General features: G+C 69.6%; 16 protein-coding genes. All 16 read right to left on the reverse strand.

The features are described from left to right. Window positions 1–67 precede the first annotated feature (67 nt). On the reverse strand, window positions 68–889 hold the full coding sequence (locus tag IE263_RS29505) for an SPDY domain-containing protein (protein ID WP_189940932.1): 822 nt from the start codon (window positions 887–889) through the stop codon (window positions 68–70). 15 nt (window positions 890–904) lie between these two features. Beyond that, on the reverse strand, window positions 905–1,195 hold the full coding sequence (locus IE263_RS29510) for a hypothetical protein (protein WP_189940863.1): 291 nt from the start codon (window positions 1,193–1,195) through the stop codon (window positions 905–907). Window positions 1,196–1,316: 121 nt separating this feature from the next. Next, a complete protein-coding gene (locus tag IE263_RS29515; RefSeq protein ID WP_189940864.1) occupies window positions 1,317–1,670 on the reverse strand; it encodes an SPDY domain-containing protein in 354 nt (117 codons plus the stop codon). Between the two features lie 204 nt (window positions 1,671–1,874). Continuing rightward, on the reverse strand, window positions 1,875–6,038 hold the full coding sequence (locus IE263_RS29520) for an NACHT domain-containing protein (protein WP_189940865.1): 4,164 nt from the start codon (window positions 6,036–6,038) through the stop codon (window positions 1,875–1,877). A 1,369-nt stretch (window positions 6,039–7,407) separates the two neighbouring features. After that, on the reverse strand, window positions 7,408–8,433 hold the full coding sequence (locus tag IE263_RS29525) for an MSCRAMM family protein (RefSeq protein ID WP_229911225.1): 1,026 nt from the start codon (window positions 8,431–8,433) through the stop codon (window positions 7,408–7,410). A gap of 61 nt (window positions 8,434–8,494) precedes the next feature. Next, on the reverse strand, window positions 8,495–8,989 hold the full coding sequence (locus IE263_RS29530; protein ID WP_189940866.1) for a hypothetical protein: 495 nt from the start codon (window positions 8,987–8,989) through the stop codon (window positions 8,495–8,497). Window positions 8,990–9,026: 37 nt separating this feature from the next. Further along, a complete protein-coding gene (locus IE263_RS29535) occupies window positions 9,027–9,893 on the reverse strand; it encodes an SPDY domain-containing protein (protein ID WP_189940867.1) in 867 nt (288 codons plus the stop codon). Window positions 9,894–9,926: 33 nt separating this feature from the next. Further along, entirely contained in the window at window positions 9,927–10,568 is a 642-nt protein-coding gene (locus IE263_RS29540) for an HAD family hydrolase (RefSeq protein ID WP_189940868.1), read from the reverse strand. Then, the gene (locus IE263_RS29545) at window positions 10,565–11,722 is read right to left on the reverse strand and encodes an MFS transporter (protein WP_189940869.1); all 1,158 of its coding nucleotides are present in this window, start codon (window positions 11,720–11,722) and stop codon (window positions 10,565–10,567) included. Before IE263_RS29545 ends, IE263_RS29540 begins: the two co-directional genes overlap by 4 nt. Beyond that, window positions 11,719–12,945: an ATP-grasp domain-containing protein gene (locus IE263_RS29550; RefSeq protein ID WP_189940934.1), complete on the reverse strand. Its 1,227-nt coding sequence runs from the start codon at window positions 12,943–12,945 to the stop codon at window positions 11,719–11,721. Before IE263_RS29550 ends, IE263_RS29545 begins: the two co-directional genes overlap by 4 nt. A 442-nt stretch (window positions 12,946–13,387) precedes the next feature. Then, window positions 13,388–14,518 carry an MFS transporter gene (locus IE263_RS29555; RefSeq protein ID WP_189940935.1) on the reverse strand — a complete coding sequence of 377 codons (1,131 nt, stop codon included), beginning with the start codon at window positions 14,516–14,518 and terminating at the stop codon, window positions 13,388–13,390. Window positions 14,519–14,601: 83 nt separating this feature from the next. Next, the gene (locus IE263_RS29560) at window positions 14,602–15,087 is read right to left on the reverse strand and encodes a hypothetical protein (protein ID WP_189940870.1); all 486 of its coding nucleotides are present in this window, start codon (window positions 15,085–15,087) and stop codon (window positions 14,602–14,604) included. Further along, window positions 15,084–15,944 (reverse strand): winged helix-turn-helix transcriptional regulator, encoded by an 861-nt coding sequence (locus IE263_RS29565; RefSeq protein ID WP_189940871.1) that lies wholly within the window; start codon window positions 15,942–15,944, stop codon window positions 15,084–15,086. Before IE263_RS29565 ends, IE263_RS29560 begins: the two co-directional genes overlap by 4 nt. A 40-nt stretch (window positions 15,945–15,984) precedes the next feature. Next, window positions 15,985–16,398, reverse strand: a complete 414-nt coding sequence (locus tag IE263_RS29570) for a hypothetical protein (RefSeq protein WP_189940872.1) — start codon at window positions 16,396–16,398, stop codon at window positions 15,985–15,987. Between the two features lie 13 nt (window positions 16,399–16,411). Continuing rightward, window positions 16,412–16,861, reverse strand: coding sequence for a hypothetical protein (locus tag IE263_RS29575; RefSeq protein ID WP_189940873.1), 450 nt, complete (start codon window positions 16,859–16,861; stop codon window positions 16,412–16,414). Next, the gene (locus IE263_RS29580) at window positions 16,858–17,310 is read right to left on the reverse strand and encodes a hypothetical protein (protein ID WP_189940874.1); all 453 of its coding nucleotides are present in this window, start codon (window positions 17,308–17,310) and stop codon (window positions 16,858–16,860) included. The genes IE263_RS29575 and IE263_RS29580 overlap by 4 nt, the downstream gene beginning before the upstream one ends. Window positions 17,311–17,314 lie beyond the last annotated feature (4 nt).

Consider the following 17,314-nt stretch of genomic DNA (forward strand, 5'->3'; position numbering starts at 1 on the left):
ACACGAAGCCCGGCTCTCCCGAATTTTGGGAGGGCCGGGCATGTGTATGCGAACGGTCGGCCGGTACTCAGCCGGCCGGGGCGCGCAGGAGTCGGTCCCGCGTGCTCTCGGGCAGCACCCGGCGCAGAACCGGCGCGGTGGAGCTGAGGGAGGCAGCGAAGGCGGCGACGATATCGTGCGGCACGCTGGCGCTGAAGGACACGGCCCACAGGCAGGGCGCACCCAGGACAGGCTCTGCCCATGCCTGCCATCCGGCAGGTCCCGCCTCGTCCGCCTCGACGGTCAGGGCGTGGGGGTCGGCGTCCTGGATGAGGGGCGGCACCTCGCCGAGGCTGAGGTGGGAGGTGAAGGTCGGGTCTGTAGCCCCCGCGTCGGGCTGGTCGACGTCGCGGAGCCAGCCGTGTGCGGTGACGGCGTCGAGGACCAACTCAGGCCTGGTGAACCCGGTGGTGGGCTGGTCGCGGGCATCAAGCGCGAGGAGGAAGTCGACGAGGACCTCGCCCGGGACGTCGGGGGTGAAGTAGGCGGACCACTGCGCAAGCGGAGTGGTCACGTCCTCGCGGGCGGAGACCTGCCACGCAATCGGCAGCTCGCCCAGGCGAAACGGCTCGTCCGCCAGGGTCCATTGAGCCCACCGGAGGGTATCGGGGCTCATGTGAAGGACGGTGCTGCGCAGGACCTGCCGATCCTCCGGGGCCTCGTCCGGTTCCTGGCGTCCTCGGACAATCGCCAGGCTCGTCCAGCCGAGGTCGGCGAGCGTGTCGGCGACGGTGTCGTAGAGACGTCCGTCGTCACCGGCCAGGTGTCTGGGGCCGACCCAGTACGCGGGCTGGGCACGGTTCGGGGTGGACGCGTCGCGTGGGGGGTTGGGGTTCAGGGGCGCCTCCAGGGGCTGGGTGCATGTCTACTTGCCGCCGACGGTGCGGCGCGGGCGGCGCGGTGGCACCTGGACGGGGGCCTGCCAGGTCAGGGCGACGGCTACCTCGGGCGGCAGATGCCCGAACTGGCTGTCCGCGTCCCGCCCTTCGGCCAGGTAGACGACAGGCCGTCCGGCCTCATCCCGGGCTTCGACGACCTGTGCTGCGCGGTGAGCCATGGGGAAGAACGGGTTCATCGCCATCCGCAGGGGCGCGGTCCGGTCGCAGGTGGAAAGGCGGTCGATGAGGTCACCGACGGTCATCTCCGAGGGCTGCACGAAAAGTCTCCTTTCGTTCGGGAAGCAGGTTCACGAGACGGCGGAGTATCGCGCCGTTCGATGGGTGGGACAGGGAGTGCGGCGCCGAGTCAGGTCTCCCGAAACGGACTCGACTTTCCTCTCACAAGGGCCGGGAGGTCCCCAGCACGCGCGTCACGGCGGCGGCCACGATATCGGCCGGCGTCTCGGTGTCGAACAAAATGCTGTATCCCGGAACTTTCGCCGTGCCGGTGACGGCAATCTTCCATCCCTCGCCGTCGGTTCCGGGGCGGCCGAGCGGGAACCATCCCAAGTAGAAACGGCCATCCTTCGAATTGACATGCACGTCGGCGCGGTCGTCCACAACCATGTGGAAGTCGTCGGCGGAGAATTGATCCATGACGAGCGTGGGCTGGCCCGGGCCGAGCCGCCAGTCGCGCAACCTCAGGGCCTGGACGGTGGTGGAGAATCCGGGGCTCACGGGAGCCACGGTCACGGGCGATCACCTCTCTGACCTGGAGTTTTATGGGAAGGTCGTCTACGTTGACATGTCCCATCGCTCGTTGGCCAGTCTTTCTTGGCTCTTTCCTGTCTGCCCCGGGCGAACTGCGGTCCCGCACCATTTATGGGATCCCAAATCGCGTGGCCGGATCTCACGATCAAGGGCCGCTCGGTGGCCGATCGGCCACCGAGCCGAGACTTACACGACAGGAGTGCCGGGCTCGGCACGCCACGGTTCGCCAGATCCAGGGAGGCGGCAGTCGAGGACTCTCGCCGCGACGATTGCGCCGTGCTGGTCGCGTTGTTCCTGGGCACGTGCATCCTGTTCATGTTGCACGGAGAGGATCGTGTGATCACGTGGTGCCCGGTGTCGCTTCCCTCGCTCGTCATGGTTCCAGCGGTCGCAGTCGAAGTACCCGATGAGGTAGATGCCTGCGGTGCGGGGGGTGCGCAGGTAGTCGCCGACGAGTTGGTCGGCCAGCGCGGTGGCCAGGTCCTTGTTCCAACACCCTTTGCATTCGATGACGACGGTCAGCGGGTCGCCACCCTCGGTGGGCGGAGTGGTGGCCTGGATCTGGATGTCGGTGCGTTTGCCGGGGAATCCGGGGCGGTCGATTTGGACTTCGCGGTTAATCACTACGCGGTGGCCGCCGATGTCCTGGCGTAGGAAGGCGGCGACCAGGTCGCTGAAGTCTTCCTCCCAGCACGGCCACCATTCAGCGTGGTCCACTTGCCACTTCTGGCGGTTCCACAGGGCCACTACCAGGCCGTTGGGGCCTCGGAGGACCGCTTCGAGTCTTGTCAAGCTGGCCACCACGATGTCCAAAAGGTGGCGCTCATCAGAGATGATCCGGATGCTGGCGTCCCCGGCCAAACGCAGAAGAGTAGACGGGGCCACGGAAACGGCTTGACGGTCGGCGGCAGCGTACGCGACCTCCTTGGCATGCCTGCGCAGATAAGCAAGATCCGGAAAACGGGTTGCCAGGGCGTCCAATTGCCGGGCTGCTGCCATGGTGTTCTTGTCCATTAGCAAGGCGAGCAGGCTGTTTTGCAGTTCGCGGTTAGGGTCACGGACGCCCCCTGCTGCGGAGGCACGGGTATCGGCTGGTGGGCCGACGCGGTCGGTGACTATGGCATACAGGTCCGCCAGGTCAGCCTCCGGGAGTCTTGCCACCTCGGGCGGCCATTCGTCAAAAGTCGCAAAGAACTGATCCAGCAGAGCCGCCAGGACACCAGGCTGTAGCAGAACGTTCTTGAGGGTGGGCCAGAGGCTGTGCAGCCGGGGGCTTGCCAAGACTGCGGTGGCGGCACAGATCCACCGCGGGGACTCGGCGGCGCTGCGCTGCAATTCCGAGTCCGCCACGATTGCGCCCAAGGCTTCGTCGGCCTGCTGGTTGCCGGCGAGGGCGAGAGACGTGAGGACCGTGTTCCACTGCCAGACCTCACGTGCGGGAGCCTGTGCCCACGTGAGGACAGCGTCGACGGCAGAGGTCGCGTCCGCTCTCTCGTAGATGCCGGTGAGAGAGAAGAGGACTGAATAACTGCATCCGTCCAGCGCATGCGTAAGCAGATTCGGCAGTTCTCGGCCAGCCAGGTTGTTGCAGCGGTTGATCAGCGTACGCCGCAAGGCGATGTCGTCCTGTGTATAACAGTGGCTGGCTGCGGCCGCGATCGAGGCTGCGGCCGCGCGTCGGGGATCGTTCAATGCGTCCGCCAGACGAGATGGGTTCAGCACGGCGAGTGCCGTAAGTGTGGTGACGGCCTGGCTCCAGGTGTTGACGTCCTGACTCCATTCCGTGCCGACTGGGTCGGAGGCACCTGCGCTGAGAAGCGGTGAGCGGCGAACGACAGTCGTAGCCGCGTCCAGTAGCAGGTGATGCAGCTCGCTGCCCTCGGGCGGGAACGACGGAGCCGCCGCCACGGCACCCAGCCAACCGTGCTGCGCCGCCGCCTCACTGCCGTCCGAGGTGCGGTACAGCTCACCGACGATCTCCTGCCACAGAAGCTCCGGTGGCCCCTCACTGGCGCTGATTGCGGTGAGTGCCTGCCGCATGCGGGTCTCGTCGAATGCCAGGCGGTGGAGCTGTTCTTCGTGCTCGCGCTGCTGCTCGGCTTTTGACGCGCGGGTGTCCCACCGTGCGGTGGCGGCCTTCAGCTCCGGGTCGTACTCGCGCAGCTCAAGAGCGCGCGGCAGATCCGGGTCCGCCGGGTCCGGCGATTCCGCTACTAGGAGTGCAGCGTGTCGGCGAGCCTTGGGGGCGAGCGTGGGCCACTGCAGGGCCCAGTACACCGGCTCGTCGGTGGCGAACAAGGCGGGACTGCCCGGTCGGGATGTAAGCCGGGCGATCTGGGGGTCATCGGCTCGTTCCAGGACGCAGCGGCTCAGCTCCCGGCGCAGGTTCGGCCGGTCTTCCAGTACCTCGCCCACCGCCTGGGCCAGTTGGTACCGGTCATCGAAATCGGCACGTCCTGCCAGGGTGTGGAGAGCCTCGGCAACCTGGGCGAGCCGCCGGTCGCGATGCGCACGGTCCGTATCCGCGGCTTCGTCGAGGAGTGCGATCGCCCCGGCGAGAACGCGTACTGGAAGCTGTACGGACAGCTGTGATTCACCGGCGGGGGTCAGGCCAGCTCGAGGGTGCCGGGAACCCAGAACCCGTGTCGCCCAAACCACAGCGTCGTCGATGTCTTCCGGCCTCAGCACGTGCGGAGCTCGCTCTATCAGGAGCCACGCGGCACGGACTCGTGTGGGGTCGCCCGAGGGTGGGATCAGGTCCAGGAAGTCGGGCAGTCGCAGGTGCCGCGGCCACAACCGCTCCAGCGCCGCCGCGGCCAAGTCCGCATCACCGCGCCAAGCCAACGCCCTCAACCAGGCCACTCGCTCCGGAACCAGCTCCTGGACCGGCACCCGGCCCAGGTCCGCGTCGTTGTGCTCTGCCAACGCTCTCAGCCGGGTCACGTGGCTCGCTTCCAGGTCCTCGCTCAGTGCCTCGACGGCCTGCTGGCGCAGATTCGAATCGACCGTCTGCTCCTCGGCCACGATCAGCAACTGATCGTTGAGCTCCGGCAGTCGGCAGGCGCGGGCGATGCTGAGCGCCGCGGAGAACACAGGATCAGCTGTGTCAGGGCGCAGGAGGGGCCGCAGCTGGGCGGCCAGCCCTCGATGATTCAATCGGTGCAGCGGCCACCGGTCCAGACGCACCGTGTCATCGCTGCGCACCAGGCCGAAGAGCCGGTCCACCACATCCCCGCGCTGCTCATCGCGGAGAGCGGTAAGGTCCGCCAGCAGCAACACCTCAGGATCGTCCCGCAGGACCTCGGCGAACAGTTCAGGATCGTCCACCACCCGCCATGCAGCGACCTCACGATGCCGCGTCACTACGTGCCGGGACGCGCCGTCACCGATCCACAGCAACTGCCGCTGCGCCTCCCCGCGCAAGCCGTGCCGGGCCAAGAACTGGGCGGCTAGGTACTCCTGGTAGCTGCCGTGGGCGAATGCCCAGCGCCGCAGCCCAACATCGACCATCAACCCGGAATCCACCAGCGCCAGTAGTTCCGCCGCCCCACAGTGGAAGGGCGTCCCGGCAGGGCCGGGCTCGTTGCCGCCCTCCAGGTCATGCAGCGCCACGTCGTCCGGCTTGGGGGCACCCTGGGTGTCGTGTACTGCCTCGTAGTGGCCGAACTGCAGGGACGCGGCGACCCGGTTGGCGAGGGCCGTCAGATGATCGGGCCCCAGCGGGTTCCTGTCTCGGTGGCCATGCGAACACAGCTGCCTGCAGGCGAGGCGGTAGGCGTCGGCCACCGTGGAGGGCAGGCCCCGTCCTTCTCGTTCGGCTTCCAGCAGCGGTTTCAAGGTGATCGGGGACCGGGCCAGGGCCACCGCACCTTTCCGTTGAAGCCGCCGGGCGACCTTACGGCCGTCGAGGCCATCGCAGGCGGCAGCCATCTCCACGTCCGAACGGCTCAGCGGCGTCACACCGACAACCGACACCGCCCCAGGCCCCCACAGCGACTCAAGGTCTCTTTCCAGACCCCGAGGCCACCGACCCGAACGGCAGGCGATGCGCAACCGAAGTCGCCCTCGCCGCTCCCGGCCGAGCTCCTCCAGACAGGCGACCAGGACGTCGTGCAAGACCCCAAGCCGGTCCAGGCCCTCATCAAGGCTGTCCAACAGGACGTATCCTGGCTCGGCCTCTGAAGCCCGCTCGAAGACAGCACCTAATTCCTGACCCGCACGACCCGCTTCGTAGAACCGGCCCCGCGCTTTCAAATCGATCAGGTCCACGGTGTGCCCCTCGGACTTCAGCACCGCGGCTTCCTGAATGAACAGGTCGCTCTTACCGCATCCCCGCTCGCCCAGTACCACGAGCAGTGGGTCCTCGCGTCGCTTTGTCAGCGGGACTCCGGCCCCCGCCCACGGAGTCTCCAGCACCCACCCGAAGTGGTCGACTTCGGGTGGAGAGCTGATCTCATGCACACCACGTATCCAGGGGTACCGGCTCCCGCCTCTGCCTACCTCGGCTACAGCACCCACCCCGCTCATGTCCGCAGAGAGTACGCGTTTTGTGACCCGCAACGGAACCAGAAGCGTGAGCCGCACCCGGCGAGCGAAGCAGAGATTCTCTTTCGTGAAGCCGCAGGTGAAGAAGGCTCTTTGGAGAGAGCCGCGCCATCACCGGGTCTGTCGTACGAACAGCTCTGTCCCGCAACCGGCTCTGTCCCACGCATCCAGGTGGTGCCCTTGCTCAGCAGCAGCCAGCTCCAGGGCCGCAACTAAACTGCGGACAACCGCAAGATCCGGATAGAGATCAGGTCGGCGGTAGCGGGTTCGCGTCGAGCGGGTCGCGGGGAAATCGAGGTCATCGCTGGAGTCTGTCGTCTGCGCTCAAGAAATGGCCACCCTCGTGAGACAGATGTTCCGTGCCACACGGTGAGACAGGTCGCAGAGCATCAGGTCAGCGGGCTGTCTCGTAACATGATCCACGAGATCCTACAATTCCATCGAGGCATTTGGCATCGAACCTAGCCGCATGAGGTGAACACGCTGGGAGTGCAAGCACATCACAGCTGTTCCCCGAGGGAACAGGACGGGCGTTCCTCCAAGGAACAGACGACGCGTTCCCTCGGGAAACGTCCCGTGTCACCGAATCGAGTCGACGCAGGCCAACGGCCGGGAGCGAGCGGACCACTCAATGAGCGGCCGTCTCAACGTAGTCCTCTCTGGTCAGGGGTCCCGCGGTCGACTCTCTTCATTGAGAGCGGACAGCAGCGAGCCCAGTGGTCGGCTTCCCTGCCAGCGAACCTAGTCGTGCCTTCCGATTCGGACCGCGGCCGTCCTAAGCCTCCGTTAGCCTGCCCTGCCATGACAGACGTGTCCTGGGCCGACGGTCTTAGCGCGGTGTCCGCGCTCGCCAGCGGCGTTACTGCGTTCATCGCGCTGCGGATCGGGCGTACCGCGAATGTCATCATGGGCCGCGCCGGTACGGCGGGAGTCCACCCGTACGGGACGGGAGTCTGGGAGCTCCCTCGGAGGTGGCCACCAGCTCTGCGGCGTCGGGCGTTCCCCGTCAGGCGGAAGCAGCGTTTCAAGGGGAAGAGCTGCACCCATTCTGAGGTGCGGAGACACACCTTCGCTAACGCCCCGCGAAGGTGATGGCGGAGGAGCACGGATACGCACCAGGCCCCCAGGACTGGAGCTTGGGTCCTGGGGGCCTGCTGCTTGAGGGGAACGCCGCTCAGTTGGTCTCGGCGTTCTCGTCCTGATCCGGCTCGGAGTCCTTGTGGCGGCGCGCGGCGACGACCGCGCCGATGCCGCCGACGAGCAGGAGTCCGGCGCCGCCGAGGATCCACGGGGTGGCGTCGGCGCCCGTGTGGGCGAGGGAGCCGGCCGGGGTCTTCGGTGACGCGGAGTCTGTCCCGTCCGAGGACGGGACGATCGAAGAGTCGGTGGCCGTCGGGTTGGTCTTTGATCCGCCGGAGGCGCTCTCGGTCGGCTTGTCGGTGGGCGTGGACGGGGTGTCGGTCGGCTTGTCCGTCGGCTTCTCGGTCGAGGTGGGCTTCGGCGTGGTGGCGGTCTTGGCGTTGGTGACGGTCACGGTGACCGGGGCGCCCGGCCCGGCGGTGAAGGTCTTCGTCGGCTTGTAGAGGTTGTAGCCGTCGGGGGCCTTGACCTGCTTCACCCAGAACTCGGCCTTGCGGCTGGACACAGGGAGTTCGCCGGTGGCGGTGCCCTTCAGTCCGGTGGTGAGAGTGAGCAGGGTCGTCTCGCCGCTGCCAATGTTCACGGTGGAGCCGGGCAGGAGCTTGCCGGTCTTGTCGTCCTTGGCCTTCAGGAGGACCTGGGCGGGCTTGAACGGGTCGACGATCGTCAGGCGGGCGGTGGCCCCGGGGGTGACGATGACGTCCTGGTCGGCGACGACATCGTGAAGTGGGCTGCCGGAGGTGGTCTCCTTCAGCCGGTAGACGCCGGGGGCGAGACCGGTGAAGGTCAGCTTCCCCTGCGCATCGGTGTTGCCGCTGCCGGCCTCCTGGCCGGTGGCGTCGAGGAGAAGGAAGGCGGCGCCTTCGAGGACGTCACCGGCCGGGTCCTTCTTGACGATGGCGATGCCGCCCGCGTCGGGCTGGGGGGTGTCGGCGACAGCGGCGGAGGGAGTCGGCTCGGTCATCTGGGCGGTCGCGGCCGGGGCCCAGGTGAGGGTGCCGGTCACCGCCGCGGCAACGGCGACGGCAACGGGAAGGCTGCGGGCAGAACTGATACGCAAGCAGGAACTCCTGAACGAAGAAGAGGATGACGAAGGGGCTGCCGCTCGGGGCTGCGGAGATTCAGCGGGAGCGACTGCCGCTGCGGGCGGTCGGCGGCGACGGGGTCTTCCGGGCGGTGCGGCCCGAGGTGCGCGATGGAGCGGGCGTCTTCCAGGCACCGGGAAACCACACGGACGTGTACTGCTCGACGGCGGCACGTAGTCCGCTGGTGTGGGCGCCTTCCCATGGCACCCAGTCGGGCCGGTCGCGGAATTCGCAGATCGTGCCGTACCCCGATTCCCGCGGGCTGCGGCCCCGGGCCGCGTCGCGGTGGTCGAAGGTCTTGTGATCCTCGAACCGCAATGCCACGGCGTCGAGTTCACCGGTGTCCTGGTGCATGGTCGCAAGCCGCAGGCCGTCGTACTCGTCTGCGCGGATGGTCCGGGCGAAGTCGATCCGCAGCCGTAGCGGGCCCCCCGGGGTAGGCGTCGCGTAGTAGGTGTTGCCGACGACAGCGGCATCGGCGAACGGGAGCTTGAGGTGCTCCATGAAGAACTCGCGGGCGTACAGGGCCAAGCGAATGCCTCCGGTCGAGCGGTCAGGCGGCGGATGGTCAACGGCGAGGCCCGGGCAGGGCCGACCGACTGGTTGTGCTCCAGCGCGGGACGCTGGAGGCGGGGAGCGCGGCGGGGCGTCGGGCAGCGGCGCGCTGGACGTCGAGCGGTGTCGGGGCCGACGGGCGCGGCGGGATGACCCGGGTGAGCTGGGCCATGCCCTCGACATAGCTGTACGTTTCTTCCCGCCAGCGGGGCAGCGGAGCGGGATCGGAGACGCACTCGGTGACGGCCTTGATCAGGGCCACTGGGGTGTCGGTGCTGGCGGTGGCGTACCAGGCTGGGCGTTCGATCGAGGTGCCGGCCCACAGCTGCCAGCGGGCGTCGCGGGTGGTCAGCTCCGCTTCCGGGTCGAGGCGCCCGGTGGTGAACTCCAGTCCGGCGAGGCCGTCGGCCGACTGGATCGCGAAGACGCCCCACCGGGGATGTTCGATTTGCCAGCCGCGGTTGATGAGCGGTACGACAGCGAGGAACGGGTCGCGGTCCGCGCTGCCCGGCTTCGGAGTCGCGAGGTAGGCGTTGGGGCCCTGCTCGTACGCCTCGGCGAGCGCGGTGGTGAACGCGGTGACGAACTCGGTGGGGCAGGAGTTGTTGAAGCAGACGCCCCAGGTCGGCGGGCCGAAGGGATCCTGGTAGGCGTTGATGCGCCACAGGCCGTCGTCCTCGCCTTCGGGCAGGTAGCCGAGGCGGACCTTGCGGTCGGGTGCGTGGACGTAGGCGTTGCCGAGGTCGTCGTGCTCCAGATCCCAGCCGAGGTCGAGGAGCGGGGCAAGGCCCGGGTCGCCGATCGCGGTGGTGGCGGCGAGGTAGCGCGGGGAGACGTAGACGTCCCCGTCGATGGTGTGTAGGTCGTCGTGGGGTGGCACGCAGGTCCTGAGAGGTAGGCGTTGGGGAGCGGCTCAGCGGGTGCTGGGCAGCAGTGCTGCTTCCAGGTCGGCGGGCCGGCCGGTGTAGTGCAGCGTGCGCAGCCCGAGGCGGTCGGCGGCGCGGCAGTTGTCCGCCCGGTCATCGACGAACAGCACGCGCTGCGGGTCGCCGACGCCGGTGGCCTCCAGGGCCTGCCGGTAGGCGGCCGGGTCCGGCTTGCACACCTCCAGCCGGGCTGAGTACACGGCCCGGGTCATCAGCCGGCGGCACCAGTCGTGGGTGTCGAGCACGTCGCTGAGAGGGTGAGGCGCGTTGGACAGCAGCACCATGGGCAGCCCGCGTCGATGGGCGCGGTGCAAGACAGCGAGGACACGGTCGTCGGTGTGCGTCCACATCGCGGTGTCGGCGGCGCGCAGTTCGCGCAGCATGCGTGGGCCGGGATGGTAGCCGAGTACGCGGGCCCAGTACGCGAGGTCGCTGAGCTGGCCAGCGTCATACGCCTCGCGGGCGCTCCAGAAAGCGCTCTGGAACGAGGCGACATCGTCGTCAGGCCAGGCCGCGAGGCGGCCGAGGTGACGCCACTGCGAGCCTGTGGGCTGCAGGCCGATGACGCCGTTGTAGTCGAGGATCAGGGCATCGAGGGCGGTGGTCGCGGTGGCGGTGGTGAGGGTCAAGGGGAGGGTTTCTCCAGGGCACGGTGGGACAGAGCGGCGACGGCGGCTGCGAGCAGGGCGGGCAGCAGCAGTGCGGTGGGCAGGGTGGTGACGGCGGCGAGGGCGCCGATGAGGGCGGGCCCGGCGAGCAGGCCCAGGTAGCCGGTGACGGCGACCGTGGCCACGGCCCTTGGGCCGCCGACTCCGGCGGCGCTGATCAGGCAGGGAACAGTGATGGACAGGCCGAGCCCGAAGACCGACCAGCCGGCCAGAGCCAACGGGGTGCTGGAGGTGACGACGCCGGTGGTCAGCCCGGCTGCGGCGAGGATCGCGCCGACCCGTACGACACCGGGGGCGCCGAAGGCTGTGGTGAGCCGGTCGCCGGTTAGTCGGCCGGTGGCCATGGCCGCGCTGTAGAGGGCGAACGCGGCGGCGCTCACGGCCGTCGAGGCATGCAGGCTGTGCAGGTGGACGGCGGCCCAGTCGGCTGCTGCTCCCTCTCCCAGAAGAGTCGCAGCGGCCAGCGCGCCCAGCAGCCACAGCTTCGCCGACGAGAGCGTCGGCCGGGCCTCGTCGGGCCCGGGGTGGGCGGGTGCAGGCGGTTGATCGGTGCCGTTCGGGGAGCGGGTTGCCGGTGCGGCTGCGAGCGCGGCCCCGGTGAGGACCAGGCCGGTGGTGAGGAAGAGGGTGCTGTGCGCGGTGTGGGCGGTGACGGCGGCCAGGGCGGCTCCCGCGAGGGCGCCGATGGAGTAGGCGGCGTGGAGGCCGGACATGATGGGCCTGCCGTAGGCATTCTGGCAGCGCACTGCCGCCGAGTTGGCGGCAACGTCCAGCACACCGTGCGCGATACCGAAGGCCAGGGCTGCCGCGAGCAGCAACGCAAGGCTGTCGCACAGGCCCAGGAAGGCAAGGCATGCGGTAAGGCCAGCTGCACCGGAGGTGAGCAGGGCAGGAAGGCGTGCTGGCCGGGCGAGACGGCCTCCGGACTGCAGCCCTGCGACCATCCCGAGTGCTGCCGCCAGCAGCACCAGGGCCAGGTGCGCGGTACTCAGGTGTGCGGCCTGCTGAACGGCCGGCATCCGGGCGCCCCAGACAGCCATCACCACGCCGAGGCCGGCGAAGTAGCCAGTCAGCAGCCCACGGCTGCGGCGGGCCGTGAGGGGTGCCGTCTTCATACGACGGAATCCGCTCCGGTGTCCTGGTCGGCCCTGTTGTGGGGCGCCACGTCGAGGGTGAGGGCGCCCAGCGCCTCCTGGCCGCGGCGCCGAGCGTCGTCGGCAGAGGCACCCGTGGTGATCAGGAAGCCGATCCGGGCGGAGAACATGTCTCCCTCAGGCGGGAGCAGCAGCCGGTCGCCGACGCTGCGCTGGAAGGAGATCCGCTTTAGCCACGGCGGCCGGGGTCCATCGAAGTGGAGGGCTGTGAGGGTGCCGGAGGTCTCTGGGTAGATCAGGTGAATCGCGGCGGCCGAGCACCGGGTGGGAGTGAGGTCGGGGGCGCGGTCGCAGGCGATGTCGGCTGCGGCGCGGGGCAGGTCGATGCCGGTGGCGAGGCGCACCAGATGGCCGATCATGTCCCCGGCAATGCGGCCGTTGACCTCGACGAGTCGCGGCCGACCGTCGACGAGGCGCATCTCGACGTGGCTGACGCCGTCGGTGATGCCGAGTGCGCCGATCGCGGCTCGCGCCGCCGGGGCGACCACGCCCAAGAGTGGGTCGGACGCGTCCACCGAGTGGGCGAGTTCCTCGAAGTACGGGGGCGTGCTGACGGTCTTGCGGGTGACCGCGATGACGGTGGTCTCGCCCTGGTAGGTGACGCACTCGACCGAGACCTCAGGTCCGTCGAGGTACTCCTCGACCAGCACGCTCGTGCTCTCCGTCCCCAGCACAGCGGCCCCGGCGGCGAACTCGTACGCGGCCGGGAGCTGTTCGGGGGTGTCGACGCGGATCACGCCGATGCTGGCCGCGTGCGCGGCGGGCTTCAGGACGATCGGGTAGCCGATCCGTTCGGCCGCGGCCTGCGCCTCCTGGCGGGTGCGCACGCTCAGCGATGCGGCCGACGGGACACCGTGGCGGGCGAACAGGCTCCTCGCGGTGCCCTTGTTACGGCATGCCTGCATCACCTCGGGCGCCGTGGTGGGCAGGCCGAGCTGGCGTGCCAGGCGGGCGACCGGGACGAGGTACCACTCGGTCCAGGTGAACACGCCGGCCAGGTCATAGCGGTCGGCGAGGGCTCGCCCTGCGGCGGACAGGGCAGCCTGGTCGGTGGGGTCAGGCACGACCACGCAGTCCCGGATGAACGGCACCTCCCACGAGGGTTCCTCGCTGGTGATCAGGACGATGTCGTAGGCGGCGGCCACGGACTCAAGGCAGTAGCCGCGATACGCCTCGGCTTCCATGTCGGCTGCGGCCACGGCCAGTACGACAGGACGGTCGGACAAGAGGGTGCTCCTCGAAGAATCAAGTGGAGGAAGGATTCGGCTGGCCGGTGCTCATGGGCTGCACCGACGGCGGACCTCGATGGCGCAGGCCCACTCCGGGCGTGCTCGGCGAGCGGCCTTCTCGCGTAGAGCGCGGTGTGGTTGTTGTTGAGGCCCTTCACGCCGTGCGGGTGGGGCCGGCGCAGGGCCTCGAACAGCGCCTTCATGCCGACCCGTGTCGCGCCGACAGAGAGGCGCTGGACGCGACGAGCAGCTCCAGGGCCCGTTACGCCCAGGGGTGGCTGGTATCGAAGGCGTGGAACTGCTCGGTGCTCGTCGGCCGGACACCCTGGTGCGGGAGGAGGTCCGGCTTGCCTGACGGTGGACATGAGCGACGAAGGCCTCTCTCGTACCGGGACGATCAGGCGGGCGCGGCGGGCAGGGTGCGCAGACGGGTGAAGGCGACCGCGAAGCCGAGGGCCTGCAGGACGGCGGCGACGGTGACGGCGTGCCCGAGCTGGGCGGGTGGCACGGCCGCCACGAGCAGGCCGGCTGCGGGGAAGGGCAGCAGGAGCAGCAGGACCGTTACCGCGAGGGTGCTGCCGAACACGTCGGGCGGGATCAGGCGGGAGCGCAGGGTACGAAAGACGACCGTGAGGCTCCCTTCGCCGGCCATCACGACGGCGATCAGCAGGAGGTAGCCGCGGTAGGTGTCGGCCTGCGCGACAGCGAACGTCGCTCCGGCTGCGACCGCGGCGGCAACGGCGCCGACCGGCCACAGGCCCCAGCGGTCGATCGCGCCGCGGGATGCGGTGATGGCGAGCAGGGAGGCGACGGCTGCGGCCGACCAGATGAGTCCGGCATCCGCGCTGGAGTGGTCCAGCTCGGTGACGACGACGACCGGGACGGCGGCCTGCAGGAGAGCCATGGCTCCGTTGGAGACAACCAGGCCGCCCACCAGCCAGGCGAGGGCCGGCAGCGAGCGCAGCGTCGCCCAGCCCGCCCGTAGCCCCCGCTTGGCAGTAGCCACGTCGAGCGGCTCGGTCCGCACGCGGGGGCCGAGTGCGGCGGCGAGGAGGGAGAGGCTCGCGAGTGCTCCGAGCATGACGGCCGGTCCGCCGTTCTCCAGCAGCAGGCCGGAGACCGCAGGCCCGGCCAGCATGGCGGTCTGGTCGATCCCCAGCAGGACGGACTGCACCCGGTGAGCCCGGGTGCCTGCCTTCCGGCTCGCCTCACTGCCGGCAGTTTCAGCCGCCACGAAACTGAACTCGGTGAGCACACCGGTCGAGGCGGCGAGCAGCATCACCGTGACCGTCGCGGCCGGCGTTCGGGCTTCGAGGGCCGTGAGAACGACGGTGGCGGCGAGTACGGCCAGGGCCCGTGCGAGGCAGGCGGCACGGAAGATGCGGGCCGTGCCGTAGCGGTCGACGAGGGTGCCGGCCACGGTGAACGCCCCGATCCTCGGGATCCACTCCAGCGCGAAGGCCAGCCCGGTCAGGGCCGCCGAGCCAGTGATGGCCAGGACGAGCAGGGGGATGCCGTAGGTGGTCATCGCGAACGCGGCGGCATCCGCCCCGCGCGGCAGATAGATCCTGCGCTTCAGGCCGGCGGTGGAACAGGCCACCGTGCCCGGCGTCACGCGGCGACGCCGTCGGCGCTGTGGATCTGCGGGGACTGGTGTGTGTGGATCCACTCGGCCAGCAGCCGGTGGACGCGGCTGAGTTCGGCGTCGGCCTCGTCGTCCCTGGGGCGAGGATCCGCCGCGGCCAACTGGCCCAGCAGGGCGAAGGTGTGGCGGATCCGTCCTGCGAAGTCGCTGATCGGTGCCGGGTAGTTGTTGCGTCGGGCCCAGCGGGCGGTCGCGTCATAGACGTCGGCGAGGTCCTGTCCGGCTGGGGTGAGGCCCAGACCGGAGCCCGGGCGGTCGAGGAGTCCGAGTGCGTCTGCCTGCTTGGTGGCCTTCCGGATCTGGTCTGTGGTGAGGTCCGTGAGGGTGCATGCCAGTGCGCGGAGTGGGATGGCCCCGTGGTCGTCGATCTCGCTGATCAGGCGAATCAGGCTGGCGGAGGACAGCGCCGTGCACGCGGCCTGGAGCTGCTGGGGAGAGGGGACGAGCATCATCGGCGAACTCCTCCGGCCAGCAGCGCGGGTGTGGGGCGGGCCGGTGTGGCGTGGGAGAACAGGTCGCCGTTCCGCCAGGCTGGGTAACGGGCGGGCTGGGTCCGTACAGCCGGTGCCGGCAGGGCGGAGGGGGCCGGAAGCCGGGACTCGTGGCTGACCCACGTCCGAGGAGCGGTCGTGGCATTGGGGTCCGGCCGGCCCCAGAGCGGGTGCCTCGCAGCGTGGTCCACCGGTCGTCCGGCGGCCCACATAGACAGCGCGCCGAAGACGTGGCCGAGTCCGTCGCCGCCCGGCGAGAGGCGGTAGGGCTGGCCCCTGCCCACCGTCACAACCAGGCCGTCGTTGATGAGCTGACGCAGCGGCGGGTAAATGTTGGTCCAGTAGCTGCCGGGGATGACCATGCGGGCCAGAGTCCGGGCGCTCGCCTCCTGGCGCGCCTTCAGCACCCACAAGATCGCCGGAGACTGCCTGCGGGTGAGGAGGGTGAGGCTGTCCTCGACCTGCTCGATCGCGGACAGCGGCTGCTCCGGTTTCTCCAAGTGCTCCTCGGCCCAGGCCGCGATCAACGGCAGCACCGGAAGGAGCTGTCGGCCGCGCTGGGTGAGGCCATAGAAGACATGGCGAGCGGACTGCTCGGTGCGCTGGGCGAGGCCGGCGTCGCAGAGCGAGCGGATCTTGGGGTGTAGCTGGCCGTTCTGGAGAAACGGCAGCTTGTTCGCTATCTCCGTGTAGCGCTGCGGGGGCTCGTTCAGCGCCAGCAGGATCCGCACGTTCCAGCGCGGGGTGATCATGTGGAGGGCTTCGGTGACCCGGGCGATGTCGGCATCCGCGGCGGGTGGCAGACCGGTCGTGGCCAAGGGGGAACTCCTGGTGCGAAAAGGGCGGGGCCCGATCGGCTCAGCGGCTCGGGGCGGCGCTCATGGTCGGTACGGGTGGAGCGGGAACGGCGGCAGGCGCGGACGTGGTGGGCGGCTGCGGTGCTGGGGTGCGGCCGAGGCTCTGCAGAACCGCCTGGGTGGTGGCGGCCTGGGTGTCGCGGACGGCGACGGCTTCGGCGAGGCGGCGGGCGCAGTCGAGGATGTGCGATACCTCGTGGGTGCCGATCTGCCGCTCGGGGTGGACGAGTTGCTGGAGCCGCTGGCGGTGGACGGTGATGCTCTGCTCGGCGAAGGCGAGCTGGTCGTGGCTGCCAAGGAGGGCGGCGAGCATGCCGGGCGGATGGTCCTTGGCGTGGGCGTCGAGGTCGTTCAGCGAAGCGCCGTACAACTCCTCGATCCGTGCGGCGATCTCAGCGGACGTGGGGTGGGGCAATCGGCGAGGGCTTTCACGGTCGGCGGGCCTGGGCCGCCCCGGCACGCTGGGGTGCCGGGGCGGTGGTGGCAGGGGGCAGGGTGGTCGTGATCGTCTGCTGGGTCATGCGGACTGGGCGGGCGTGCCGTCCTGGCGGAGGCATGCTGCGCAGCAGGTCGCCAAGGGCTGCGCGGTAGCCGTCGCGGGCGTGGAGCGCCGCCTCCAGCCACTGCGTGTCCATCCGCAGATCGTCCGCGGACAACTCGTCCATGTCGCGCTCGGGCGCCATCGCCTCGTGCACGCGATCGCGGATCCGGGCGACCTGTTCCTCGGCCAGGGCCAGAAACGAGCGCAGTTCGAGCGCCCGGGTCAGCGCCGCGGAGGCGTCCGGGCTCACGGCCGTCGCGTACAGTTTGGCGACCGGGGCGCCGAAGACCTCCCGAAGCCGGGCGTCCTGGGTGCAGGGCTTGTCGCGAACGCTCACCGCAAGGCTCCTCGGCCTGTTGCGGGCGCCGTCGCGGGTCGCGCCGGCGCGTTGGTGTGCACGGCCGGGCCTCGGCGGGCCCCGCGGCCCAGACGCTCGGCAGCGGGGTCCTTCTTGCCGGGAGCGTTGGGGTCGAGGAGCCAGCGCACGACCATGGCCCGTCCGTCACGCGCGGTCACGGCCGCGTTGACGCGGTGGGCGAGGCTCATCGTCGGGTCGTCGACCTCGCTGGGCTGTGCCTCCAGTGCGGCGAGGAGGTCGTCCTCTGCGCGCTGGAGCGCCGCCTGGGACTCGGTGAGCAGCCCGTGCCACTTGACGATGTCGGTGGCTTCGGGGTTCGCGTCCGGCGCTGCGGCGACCGCGGCGGTCAATTCGTCCATGCTCATCTCGAAGCGGCGCTCGATCTGTTCGGTGAGCACGCCCACGACATCCTCTATGCCGTCGGACACAGAG

The organism is Streptomyces aurantiogriseus (assembly GCF_014649375.1).
Classification (GTDB): domain Bacteria; phylum Actinomycetota; class Actinomycetes; order Streptomycetales; family Streptomycetaceae; genus Streptomyces; species Streptomyces aurantiogriseus.

Bases quoted from the DNA above. Each gene is read 5' to 3' on its own strand.
- IE263_RS29545 (WP_189940869.1), bottom strand. From the start codon at position 11,722: ATGAAGACGGCACCCCTCACGGCCCGCCGCAGCCGTGGGCTGCTGACT.
- IE263_RS29550 (WP_189940934.1), bottom strand. From the start codon at position 12,945: ATGGAAGCCGAGGCGTATCGCGGCTACTGCCTTGAGTCCGTGGCCGCC.
- IE263_RS29555 (WP_189940935.1), bottom strand. From the start codon at position 14,518: ATGACCACCTACGGCATCCCCCTGCTCGTCCTGGCCATCACTGGCTCG.
- IE263_RS29560 (WP_189940870.1), bottom strand. From the start codon at position 15,087: ATGATGCTCGTCCCCTCTCCCCAGCAGCTCCAGGCCGCGTGCACGGCG.